Source organism: Acinetobacter sp. YH12023 (genome assembly GCF_013420135.1).
Lineage (GTDB): Bacteria > Pseudomonadota > Gammaproteobacteria > Pseudomonadales > Moraxellaceae > Acinetobacter > Acinetobacter amyesii.
Genome location: NZ_VOYU01000004.1, coordinates 55,063 through 67,048, shown reverse-complemented (window position 1 = coordinate 67,048; position 11,986 = coordinate 55,063). Strand labels below are relative to the sequence as shown.

Here is an 11,986-nt window from a genome sequence, read left to right as displayed (position 1 = left end):
GAAGTGAAAATCTCCACAACACACGGAGAAAAAAATTGAAAGACTTGCTCGATATCATGCGCAAAAAGACGGATTCAGACGGTCATGCTCCTGTAGAGTTTGATCGCATCCGTATTGGTCTTGCGTCACCAGAAATGATTAAGTCGTGGTCTCATGGTGAAGTTAAAAAGCCTGAAACCATTAACTACCGTACGTTCAAACCTGAACGTGATGGTTTATTCTGTGCCAAAATCTTTGGTCCAGTAAAAGATTACGAATGCTTGTGTGGTAAATACAAGCGTATGAAATACAAAGGCGTCATTTGTGAAAAATGTGGCGTTGAAGTAACAACTGCAAAAGTACGTCGTGAGCGTATGGGTCATATTGACCTTGCTTCTCCAGTTGCGCATATTTGGTTCTTAAAATCACTTCCTAGCCGTATTGGTCTGCTTTTAGACATGACTTTACGTGATATCGAACGTGTATTGTATTTCGAATCATACGTTGTAACTGACCCAGGTATGACTCCACTTGAGAAATACCAACTTCTAAACGATGAAGAATACTTCACTGCTTTAGAAGAACACGGTGATGAATTCACTGCGAAAATGGGTGCAGAAGCAGTTCAAGATTTGTTGAAAGACATCGATCTTGAAGCTGAAATTTCACGTCTTCGTGAAGAGATTCCAAATACAACTTCAGAAACGAAGCTTAAAAAAGCCTCTAAACGTCTGAAATTGATGGAAGCGTTCAAAGAGTCGAACAACAAGCCAGAATGGATGGTGATGAATGTACTTCCAGTACTTCCACCTGATCTTCGTCCGCTTGTACCGCTTGAAGGCGGTCGTTTCGCGACTTCTGACTTGAACGATCTTTACCGTCGTGTAATCAACCGTAACAACCGTTTAAAACGTCTTCTAGACCTTGCTGCACCAGACATTATCGTACGTAACGAAAAACGTATGTTACAAGAGTCTGTTGATGCATTGCTTGATAACGGTCGTCGTGGTCGCGCGATTACTGGTTCGAATAAACGTCCTCTTAAATCTTTGGCAGACATGATCAAAGGTAAACAAGGTCGTTTCCGTCAAAACTTATTGGGTAAACGTGTCGATTACTCTGGTCGTTCGGTAATTACTGTAGGTCCAACTTTACGTCTGCACCAATGTGGTCTTCCGAAAAAAATGGCACTTGAATTATTCAAACCATTCATTTTTGCGAAACTACAAGCATCTGGCCAAGCGACAACCATTAAAGCTGCGAAGAAAATGGTTGAGCGTGAAACTCCAGAAGTTTGGGACGTACTTGCTCACGTAATTCGTCAACATCCAGTGATGTTGAACCGTGCGCCCACACTTCACCGTTTGGGTCTTCAAGCATTTGAACCAACCCTGATTGAAGGTAAAGCGATCCGTCTTCACCCATTAGTTTGTGCGGCATTTAACGCCGACTTCGACGGTGACCAAATGGCGGTACACGTACCATTAACACTTGAAGCTCAGTTAGAAGCTCGTGCGTTAATGATGTCAACAAACAACATTCTTTCTCCTGCGAACGGTGAGCCAATCATCGTACCTTCTCAGGACGTTGTCTTAGGCTTGTACTACATCACTCGTGATGCGATCAATGCCAAAGGTGAAGGCATGGTGTTTGCGGATACTGACGAAGTAAACCGTGCACTTGCAACAGGTCAAGTTGATTTACACGCTCGCGTAAAAGCACGTGTACACCAAACTGTCATTGACGAAAATGGTAACCGTGAACAACAAACCATTGTTGTAGACACAACTCCAGGTCGTTGTTTACTTTGGGAAGTTGTACCTGAAGGTATGGATTTCCAACAAATCAACGTTGAGATGACTAAAAAGAACATCTCTAAATTGATCAACTCTTGCTACCGTAAATTAGGTCTTAAAGATACTGTTATCTTCGCTGACCAATTGATGTATTTGGGCTTCCGTCAAGCGACTCACTCAGGTGTGTCTGTTGGTATGGAAGACATGTTGATTCCGCCACAAAAACAAGCAATTATCGAAAAAGCTGAAGTTGAAGTTCGTGAAATTGAACAACAATTCGAGCAAGGTTTCGTAACTGCCGGCGAACGTTATAACAAAGTTGTCGATATTTGGGCGCGTACAAACGACCAAGTAGCGAAAGCGATGATGGATAACTTGTCTTTCACAACTGTTAAAAACAAACAGGGTGAAGACGAGAAACAAAAATCATTCAACTCGATCTACATGATGTCTGACTCAGGTGCCCGTGGTTCGGCAGCTCAGATTCGTCAGTTAGCGGGTATGCGTGGTTTGATGGCGAAACCAGATGGTTCGATCATTGAAACACCAATTAAAGCGAACTTCCGTGAAGGTTTGACCGTACTTCAGTACTTCATTTCAACACACGGTGCACGTAAAGGTTTGGCCGATACTGCATTGAAAACTGCGAACTCAGGTTACTTGACTCGTCGTTTGGTTGACGTTGCACAAGACTTGGTAATTACTGAGCCAGATTGTGGTACTTTCGACGGTCTTGTAATGACTCCGTTCATTCAAGGTGGCGATGTCATCGAGAACTTAGGTACTCGAGTATTGGGTCGTGTACTTGCTGAAGATGCGAAGAAACCAGGTTCGGATGATGTGATTCTTCCACGTAATACTTTAATCGACGAAAAACTTGCAAACTACTTAGAAGAGCAAGGTGTCGATGAAGTGAAAGTACGTTCAGTTGTAAACTGTGAATCTACTTTCGGTGTATGTGCGAAATGTTACGGTCGTGACCTTGCTCGCGGTCACTTGGTGAATCCAGGTGAATCTGTGGGTGTAATGGCTGCTCAATCAATTGGTGAGCCAGGTACACAGTTAACAATGCGTACGTTCCACGTAGGTGGTGCTGCGAGCCGAACTTCTGCTGCTAACAGCGTACAAGTTCGTAACAAAGGTACAGTACGTTTCCACAATGTGAAAACAGTACAACACGCTAAAGGTCACTTGGTATCAACTTCACGTTCAGGTGAAATCGGTATCGCAGATGACATCGGTCGTGAACGCGAACGTTACAAAATTCCATACGGTGCTTCAATCATCATTAAAGATGGCGAAGCTGTGGAAGCTGGCGGTATCGTAGCGACTTGGGATCCGCATACACATCCACTTGTTACCGAAGTTGCAGGTAAAGTGCGTTTCAGCCAAATCGCTGATGGCGTAACTGTGACATCGAAAACTGATGATGCAACAGGTATGACGACTATTGAGGTACTTCCAGTAACTTCACGTCCAGCATCTGGTAAAGATATGCGTCCAGCTGTTGTATTGGATACAACAGATGGTGGCGAACAGTTCTACTTCCTACCACAAAACACGATTCTGACTGTGCGCGACGGCGAAACAATTGGTGTCGGTGACGTTATTGGTCGTGTACCACAAGAATCTTCACGTACACGTGATATTACCGGTGGTCTACCGCGTGTAGCTGACTTGTTCGAAGCACGTAAACCGAAAGAACATGCGATCCTTGCTGAAATTTCAGGTATCGTAAGCTTCGGTAAAGAGACCAAAGGTAAGAACCGTCTTGTGATTACTCCGGATGATGGCTCTGAGATTTACGAAGAGCTAATTCCGAAATGGCGTACGATTAACGTGTTCGAAGGCGAGCATGTGAACCGTGGTGAAACCATTTCTGATGGTCCGCAAAACCCACACGACATCTTACGTTTGAAAGGCGAAGTTGCACTGACAAACTACATCGTGAACGAAGTTCAGGACGTATACCGTCTGCAAGGTGTAAAAATCAACGACAAGCACATTGAAGTGATCGTACGTCAAATGCTTCGTAAAGTTGAAATCACTGACGGTGGTGATACAAGCTTCATCAAAGGCGAGCAAGTGGAATACATCCGCGTTGTTCAAGAAAACCAAGCTGTGGCAGCTCAGAACAAGTTCCCAGCGAAGTTTGAACGTCAATTGATGGGTATTACCAAAGCGTCGCTTTCTACTGACTCGTTCATTTCTGCTGCATCGTTCCAGGAAACAACTCGTGTGTTAACTGAAGCTGCTGTAACAGGTAAAGAAGATGAATTACGTGGTCTGAAAGAAAACGTAGTTGTAGGTCGTCTGATCCCAGCGGGTACAGGTTTGGCTTACCACTTAGAACGTCGTCGTCAAGAGTCTGAAGCTGCAGAGCTTGAGCTTCACAATGATTTCTCTGATGTAGATCAAGCATTAAGCCAAGCATTTAGCGATGAATTTAACGGTCTTTAATTAGCCCTTAAATTATTCAAAAAAGCCACCTTTGGGTGGCTTTTTTTATGCGGATGAATTGAAAATTAAAGCTTTCCTAATGTTGATTTATTTCCTATAGTAAAAATAGAACATAACAAATCTCTTGATTTTTAAACTTAAACATAACGGGGTCTTTTGATGAAATTCGCACAGCAATTATTCGCAGTTTCTGCATTATTCAGCTCATTGACAGCGATTGCTGCACCTATGCCCAATTCGATTGTGGTGGAAGATAAAGCTGTAGTTCCAGTACTAAAAACAGAAGTGATTCGCCGTGTTGCAGGTCAAGAACCTGTACGCCAAGTGACTGCAACAGTGTTAGAAATGACCAATAAAGGTCAGGATGTCGTGGCACGTGAAATTGAACTTTCAGACCATCAAAGTGATTTTTCTGAAAAGAAATTATCGATTCCAGTACTACAACGTGGTGGTGTCATCGTCCCGACTTCTAAAATTGAAACCAAGACTACGGTGAAGCAGGACGGTCAGATTATTCGTCAAAACACCAATATTGATGCAGAAGGTGTAGAGTTTAAGAAAGGGCAAGACCCGATTAAACGCACGCTAAAACTAGATCAGGCAACAGATCCAGAAAGCAAAGCCAAACTCTCTCATGCTGTGCTGACTGAAAATGGTGAAACCACAAAAGATTTGATGATTTTGGATGAAAACCCTGAGTGATTCGTGAGCGATTAGGCGTGATTTTTTACAAAATGCAGCATTTATGCTCCAAGCCGTAACAAGCTATGTTTAATTGTTTCATACAATGGTTTTAGAATCATAGGTATTGAAGAAGACAAGGAACATCACAATGAAAAAAGTAATGAGCGTATGCGCAGTCGCGATGATGTCGACCCTAATGCTTGCTGGTTGTGAAAGCATGTCGCCAAATGAACAACGTATTGGTGCTGCAGCTTTAGGTGGTGCCATAGGTGGTGGTGTGGGTAATAATGTCGGTGGTGGTGTAGGTGCAGCCGTTGGTGGTGGTGCTGGTGCAGCTGTCGGTAGTAAAACTCAAAACGGTTCAAACCGAAATGCCACATATAGTGGTGTAGGTGGTGCGATTGGTTCTGCAGTCGGTAAAAGTATCTTTGGTGGTAACACTGGTGCTGCGATTGGTGGTGCAATCGGTGGTGGCGCAGGTGCTGCAATTGAGCAAAATCGCTAATCCAATCCGATAAATTTGAATGAAAAGGCGCTTAAAGATAAGCGCCTTTTTTATTTGCGTGGACGGGGTTGCTTGCGACGAATGTATAGGGTTTTTTGAACTTCAGCGATACGTAAGCCTGCTTCATCAAAAATATTTAAGCTATAGTTCCGTAGTACAGGTGCGTGGTTATCTGCTAAGTTTTTAATATGGTTGATTTCATTTGGGTCGAGCTGGATGTCAGCGTATACCGTTCCACGCCCAGGGGATAAAAATTGGATATTTGCAGCTTTGTCCCACACGATATAACGTGAGCCAAGGTGATGCATCAAAATCAACATATAAAATGGGTCAACCATTGAATAAAGACTACCGCCAAAATGTACACCGACGATATTTTGATTTTTACGAGTTAATGGCATTTTGACGCGAATGTGATAATTGGCGAGATCAATTTTATCAATCGAAATGCCAGCACCTTTATAAGGGGCATAATGATTGAGTAAGAATTTAGAGACAATAGGCATTGTCATTATTTTCTGGATTATGCTCATACTGGGTCAATTTTTTTTTATGCTGAACTTTGCATACTAAATGAGTTTCAAAACTGTGGCATTGATCACATTGCCCATGTTCACAAATAAAACGTCAATTCGATGGAATCGATAAAAGGACTAGAAGAATGCAACCACTAAATACGCAATGGGTGAATACCACAGATCAACAACGGCTCTATGTAAAGACATGGGGTGATGAAACCAAGCCCGCTTTGGTTTTGGTTCATGGTTATCCTGATAATCAGGAAGTATGGGAACCGGTTATTGAACATCTTGGTTCTGAATTTTATATTGTGAGCTATGACGTGCGAGGTGCAGGGCAGTCATCTGTGCCCCGTAAAGTACGAGATTATCGTTTGGAGCAATTATCACTTGATTTGGATAGTGTAACGCAAGGGGTATTAGGCGAACGTAGTTTTCATTTGGCCGCGCATGATTGGGGCTCTATCCAATCTTGGGAATCGGTGACTGAGCCAAAATTTCGCTCACGTATTTTGTCTTATTCAACTATTTCTGGGCCATGTTTGGATCATGCGGCATTTTTGCTCAGAAATAGCTTTAAGCATCAGCAGAAAAAATTACTCAAATTATTAAGTAAGTCATGGTACATCGGGGTATTCCAATTACCATTTTTGGCACCGACGGCGTGGCATTTTTTGAATGCTGAACGTTGGGGAAAAATTGTGAATGATTTAGAACGTACTCAAGAATTGCCTTTGAATCATAATATTCAGCATGATGGTAAACACGGTATTGCGCTTTACCGTGCTAATTTTATTCCCCGCTTAACTCAGCCTAGACAACGTCATGCGGTCTGTCCTGTACAAGCGATTGTGTTGAAACATGATAATTTTGTCAGTCCAGATTACATTAAAGAATTACCTAAATGGGTTGAGGATTTATCTGTAGTTGAAGTCAATGCCAATCATTGGGCCGTGCTGAGCCAACCCGAAAAAATTGCAAGTTACATCGCTCAATTTGCGCAATCACAGCAGCTTTAAGTAAATCGTTCAACAGTGGCAGTTTCATCGATAGGGGGCTAAATAGCGAGCAAATTCTGATAAAATACGGTTTTTTGTCAGACTCCCTTTTTTCTTATGTTTGCTATTCTTGCCGCAATTACAGTCATGTTTGGACTGTCGCTGGCACGCGTGCCTGTTGTATTTGCACTGATCATTGGTGCAGTAACAGGTGGCTTGTTAGCTGGCCTTGGTATTCATGGCACCATCGAAGCGTTTAATAGTGGCTTAGGCAACGGTGCTCAAATCGCACTTGCTTATGGCGTGTTGGGGGCATTTGCTTTGGCACTTGCGCGTTCAGGTTTGCCAGATTTACTGGCTTATCAACTCATTACTAAACTCAAAGGTAACAGTAATGTGAAAGCCCAGAATCGCGTGAAATACGTCATTTTCGCTACTATCGCTTTAGCCGCCGTATGTTCACAAAACGTGATTCCAGTGCACATTGCGTTTATTCCAGTATTAATTCCACCATTACTCAGTGTATTTAATCATTTAAAACTTGACCGTCGTTTGATTGCTTGTGTTCTGACTTTTGGTCTTGTGGCGACTTATATGCTGGTACCTTTTGGTTTTGGTGCTATTTTCCTTAATGATATTTTAGGTCAAAACATCAATACCTTTGGTAAGCCATACGGTTTCAACATCAGCTATGATCAAATTCCAACTGCTATGGCAATTCCAGTATTTGGGATGTTTGTTGGCTTATTAATTGCTGTTTTTTATAGCTACCGTAAACCACGAGAGTATGCTGACGTTCAGGTTAAGGAATCACAGCACACCATCTCATCTGATGTAAAAGCAGATGAAAATGGTAAACCACAAGTCGCTAAATTTACTTTGATTATGGCTGCGGTTGCAGTGGTTGCTACGCTTTCTGTTCAAGTCATATCTGAGTCGATGATTTTGGCCGGTCTCGTTGGTGTTGCGATCTTAAGCTGTGCAGGTATCTTTAAGTGGAAAGAAGCCGACGATGTCATTATCAGTGGTATGCGCATGATGGCACTGGTGGGTTTCATTATGATTTCTGCGCAAGGCTTTGCATCTGTGATTGAGGCTACGAATCAAGTACCAATACTGGTACAAGCTTCGGTTGAATGGATTGGAAACAGCCGAGGTTTAGCTGCATTTTGGATGCTATTGATAGGGCTATTAATTACCTTAGGTATTGGTTCTTCATTCTCAACAATCCCAATTTTGGCCATTATTTATGTACCACTTTGTATTCAATTTGGTTTTAGCCCAGCGGCAACGATTGCAATTATTGGTACAGCAGCAGCTTTGGGAGATGCAGGTTCTCCAGCATCAGACTCAACTTTAGGGCCAACATCAGGTCTTAATATGGATGGTCAGCATGACCACATGAAAGATAGTGTGGTACCGACCTTCATTCACTACAATATTCCATTAATGATCTTTGGTTGGATTGCCGCAATGGTACTCTAAAAAATTTTCAAAGATAAATAAAAAGGCGATTATATAATCGCCTTTTTTGTTATTTAATCCTGAGGATTTTGGTTGGATTAAAATAATTCGTTTTATTAATTCTGATTAAAAAGGTTGGTATATTATGAATAATAAATTAATTATAACGGTGAAAATATAAAACCAAGCATTGCACTATGATTAAAATAAAAATATTTAATTAATAATAACTTATATAATAATGTAATAAATTATTAAATAATGTTATTGCATAATTTTAATACTAATGTTTAATATTAATTATTCATTCTAGAAGGTTGCTTTAAAATGTTAAAACAAGCTGCTCTTATTGCATTATTGGGTATGTCTGCTTCAGCGATGGCTGGTCAATGGCAGGTAAAAGTTGGTGGGTCTGTAATCGCGCCAACAGCAGATACTGATATCCTAGACGGTGCTGCGACTGTAAAAGCAGACAATGAATATGCATTTACACCATCGGTGGAATATTTCTTTAACGACAACATTTCAGCAGAATTGCTTTTGGCAACTCCAATCAATCATGATGTGCTGTTAAACGGTGATAAGGCTGTTAAGCTTAAACACTTACCGCCAACGATTACTGCGAAATATAATTTTAAAAATTCAACACGCTTTACACCATATATCGGTGTGGGTGGTACAGCCTTTGTTGCTTGGGATGAAGAATCAGATCTAGGTAAAGTTAAAGTAAAAGAAGATTTTGGTTTTGCTGGTCAAATCGGCTTTAACTACCAGCCAGCTGATGCTAAAAATTGGGGTGTTTTCTTTGATGCGCGTTATGCACAGATCAGCCCAGAAGTTGAAATTAAAGATGTTACAACTTTTGATTTAGATATCGATCCAATGGTGTATACAATTGGTTATAGCTACAAATTCTAAGCTGTAACTGATCTTAAAACCCTGCCATTAGGCAGGGTTTTTTTTATGCAGCATATTCCATTCATCAGTTGATCGAATTGAACAAATAGGCAATAGAAAATTTAGGTGGAACTGTTAGAGTCGAAATAAATCAGCAAGTTGGAAGAAGAGAAAAGTCGATGAAAAAAATTATTCAGGGTATGCTGGTCTTGGGCAGTGCTTATTTTATTTCGACAAGTTATGCCGCAAGTTTTGATTGTAAAAAGGCGAAAACCATTACCGAACATGCGGTTTGTGATAACCGGAGTATTAATGATGCCGATGTCAAAATGGCCACGACCTATACGATTATTCGTCATTTAGTTCCCATGGGGACACGTGGTGCAATTCAAGATCAACAAATAAAATGGCTACAACTACGCGATCAGTGCCGTGACAATGTCAGTTGTTTAAGTGATGTATATAAAATGCGGCAGCAAAAACTGGATCTCTACATGGACCGCGTTTATAAACAAGGACCTTTTTAAACCTTAAAATTTAGTGCGACAGAATAAAAATTTTCCATTCACACTATTGAAAAATAGTGAAGTCCCTCCATTCATATAGGCAATTGATAATTTTACTCAGTATGAACGGAGAGACTGATGAGCGAACAACAATCTCAAAAACACAGCTTCCAAGCGGAAGTGGCTCAGTTACTGCATTTAGTAACACATTCTTTATATTCAAATCCTGAAATTTTCCTTCGTGAGTTAGTATCAAACGCATCTGATGCCTGTGATAAATTACGTTTTGAAGGGATTAACCATCCTGAATATTATGAAAATGATCCAGATTTACATGTGCGTATTCATTTAAATAAAGAGCAGAAGACAATTACCATTTCGGATAATGGTATTGGTATGACACAACAAGAAGCGATTGATCATTTGGGTACGATTGCTAAGTCTGGCACTAAAGATTTTATGTCGAAGCTTACGGGTGATCAAAAGTCAGATGCACAATTGATTGGTCAATTTGGGGTGGGCTTCTATTCAGGTTTTATTGTTGCTGAAAAAATTACAGTGGAATCACGTCGTGCTGGGGTAAATGCCGCTGAAGGGGTACGTTGGGTTAGTAATGGTACAGGTGAGTTTGATGTAGAGCCAATTGATAAGGCTTCACGTGGAACCGACATCATTTTGCATTTACGCGAGGATGCTTTAGATTATTTAGATCGTTACAAAGTTAAGCAGATTATTAATAAATACTCTGATCATATTAGTTTGCCAATTGAGATGCAGAAAGAAGTTTGGCAACAAGAGGAAGCTGCCGAAGGCGAAGAAGCAAAACCTGGTCAATATGTACTGACGGATGAGTGGGAAGCGATTAACTCAGCAAGTGCATTATGGACGCGTAATAAAAATGAGATCAGTGAAGAACAATATACTGAGTTTTATAAAAACCTGAGCCATGATTTTGAAGCCCCGCTTGCATGGACACACAACCGTGTAGAGGGAAGTACGGAATATACACAGTTACTTTATATTCCATCTCGCGCACCAAGCAATATTTTCACACGTGAAGCTAAAGCAGGAATTAAGCTGTATGTGAAACGTGTATTTATCATGGATGATGCGGATAATTTGATTCCAAATTATTTACGTTTTGTTCAAGGTGTGGTGGATAGCGCAGACTTACCACTTAATGTAAGCCGTGAATTATTACAAGAAAGTCGCGACGTTAAAACGATTCGTGAAGGTAACGCCCGCCGTATTTTAACGGTGCTAGATGGTTTGGCGAAATCTGAAGATGTTGCTGATCAAGAGAAGTTTGCAAAATTCTACGCTGAGTTTGGTTCAGTCTTAAAAGAAGGCTTAGGCGAAGACATGGCGAATCGTGAGCGTATTCTAAAATTATTACGCTTTGCTTCGTCAAATAATGATGAAGTGAAAACATCATTTGCAGACTATAAAGCCAATATGAAAGAAGGCCAAAAGGCAATTTACTATGTGACTGCTGATAGTTTAAATGCTGCGAAAAACTCACCACAACTTGAATTGTTCAAGAAAAAAGGTATCGAAGTGCTGCTCATGACTGAACGAGTGGATGAGTGGGCGATGGAATTTGTTTTTGAGTTTGATGGAACACCATTACAGAATGTATCAAAAGGTGCAGTTGATTTGGGTGATCTACAAGATGCTGAAGAGAAGAAAGCACTTGAGGAAGCTGCTGAGCAGTTTAAACCTGTTGTTGAAAAACTGTCGGATGCGTTAAAAGATAAGACCTCTGAAGTGCGTGTAACAACACGTTTAGTGGACTCTCCTGCGTGTTTGGTGGTTGCTGAGGGTGAGTTGTCACCGCAACTGGTTCGTATGCTGAAACAAGCAGGCCAAGCGGTACCTGAATCAAAACCAGTCTTGGAAATCAATCCATCCCATCCGTTGGTACAAAAATTAGAAAGTTCGGTGCAGTTTGATGACTTAGCAAATGTTATTTTTGATCAGGCGTTGATTGCTGAAGGCGGTTTACCCGAAGATCCTGCCCAATACATCAAACGGATTAACAGCTTATTGCTGAAGTAACGGTAGATATGAAATGAACCTCCTTCGGGAGGTTTTTATTTGGTTTTTCGATAGAGCACATGAATAAAAACGTCCATGTTTCAATCTTTAAAATAGATTAAAAATAGATAATTAATCTATA

At 41.0% G+C, this 11,986-nt stretch carries 9 protein-coding genes; 8 read left to right on the top strand and 1 reads right to left on the bottom strand.

The annotated features are described in order from the left end of the window. Positions 1-35: 35 nt before the first annotated feature. From rpoC to FTT92_RS05560, 3 genes are all read left to right on the top strand, one after another. Positions 36-4,235, top strand: a complete 4,200-nt coding sequence (gene rpoC / locus FTT92_RS05570; RefSeq protein WP_078192842.1) for a DNA-directed RNA polymerase subunit beta' — start codon at positions 36-38, stop codon at positions 4,233-4,235. A gap of 159 nt (positions 4,236-4,394) precedes the next feature. Next, entirely contained in the window at positions 4,395-4,937 is a 543-nt protein-coding gene (locus tag FTT92_RS05565; RefSeq protein WP_180101530.1) for a hypothetical protein, read from the top strand. Between the two features lie 130 nt (positions 4,938-5,067). After that, positions 5,068-5,424, top strand: coding sequence for a DNA transfer protein p32 (locus tag FTT92_RS05560; protein ID WP_078192840.1), 357 nt, complete (start codon positions 5,068-5,070; stop codon positions 5,422-5,424). 50 nt (positions 5,425-5,474) lie between these two features. On the opposite strand, the gene FTT92_RS05555 is transcribed toward FTT92_RS05560, so the two are convergent. Further along, complete coding sequence (locus FTT92_RS05555) at positions 5,475-5,957, bottom strand: DUF4442 domain-containing protein (RefSeq protein WP_078189823.1); 483 nt, start codon at positions 5,955-5,957, stop codon at positions 5,475-5,477. 128 nt (positions 5,958-6,085) lie between these two features. Here FTT92_RS05555 and FTT92_RS05550 point away from each other — a divergent pair, with 128 nt between their 5' ends. The 5 genes from FTT92_RS05550 (at position 6,086) to htpG (ending at position 11,865) form a co-directional block, all read left to right on the top strand. Then, complete coding sequence (locus tag FTT92_RS05550; RefSeq protein ID WP_180101528.1) at positions 6,086-6,961, top strand: alpha/beta fold hydrolase; 876 nt, start codon at positions 6,086-6,088, stop codon at positions 6,959-6,961. A 96-nt stretch (positions 6,962-7,057) separates the two neighbouring features. Beyond that, positions 7,058-8,425 (top strand): Na+/H+ antiporter family protein, encoded by a 1,368-nt coding sequence (locus FTT92_RS05545; RefSeq protein ID WP_180007047.1) that lies wholly within the window; start codon positions 7,058-7,060, stop codon positions 8,423-8,425. 306 nt (positions 8,426-8,731) lie between these two features. Next, on the top strand, positions 8,732-9,322 hold the full coding sequence (locus tag FTT92_RS05540; protein WP_078192836.1) for an OmpW family protein: 591 nt from the start codon (positions 8,732-8,734) through the stop codon (positions 9,320-9,322). Positions 9,323-9,480: 158 nt separating this feature from the next. After that, the gene (locus tag FTT92_RS05535; RefSeq protein ID WP_078189819.1) at positions 9,481-9,828 is read left to right on the top strand and encodes a lysozyme inhibitor LprI family protein; all 348 of its coding nucleotides are present in this window, start codon (positions 9,481-9,483) and stop codon (positions 9,826-9,828) included. A 117-nt stretch (positions 9,829-9,945) separates the two neighbouring features. Next, positions 9,946-11,865, top strand: a complete 1,920-nt coding sequence (gene htpG / locus FTT92_RS05530) for a molecular chaperone HtpG (protein WP_180065892.1) — start codon at positions 9,946-9,948, stop codon at positions 11,863-11,865. Positions 11,866-11,986 lie beyond the last annotated feature (121 nt).

What these genes read in the sequence shown, in the direction of transcription:
- FTT92_RS05565 (WP_180101530.1), top strand. Translation starts at nt 4,395, where the DNA reads ATGAAATTCGCACAGCAATTATTCGCAGTTTCTGCATTATTCAGCTCA.
- FTT92_RS05560 (WP_078192840.1), top strand. Translation starts at nt 5,068, where the DNA reads ATGAAAAAAGTAATGAGCGTATGCGCAGTCGCGATGATGTCGACCCTA.
- FTT92_RS05555 (WP_078189823.1), bottom strand. Translation starts at nt 5,957, where the DNA reads ATGAGCATAATCCAGAAAATAATGACAATGCCTATTGTCTCTAAATTC.
- FTT92_RS05550 (WP_180101528.1), top strand. Translation starts at nt 6,086, where the DNA reads ATGCAACCACTAAATACGCAATGGGTGAATACCACAGATCAACAACGG.
- FTT92_RS05545 (WP_180007047.1), top strand. Translation starts at nt 7,058, where the DNA reads ATGTTTGCTATTCTTGCCGCAATTACAGTCATGTTTGGACTGTCGCTG.
- FTT92_RS05540 (WP_078192836.1), top strand. Translation starts at nt 8,732, where the DNA reads ATGTTAAAACAAGCTGCTCTTATTGCATTATTGGGTATGTCTGCTTCA.
- FTT92_RS05535 (WP_078189819.1), top strand. Translation starts at nt 9,481, where the DNA reads ATGAAAAAAATTATTCAGGGTATGCTGGTCTTGGGCAGTGCTTATTTT.
- htpG (WP_180065892.1), top strand. Translation starts at nt 9,946, where the DNA reads ATGAGCGAACAACAATCTCAAAAACACAGCTTCCAAGCGGAAGTGGCT.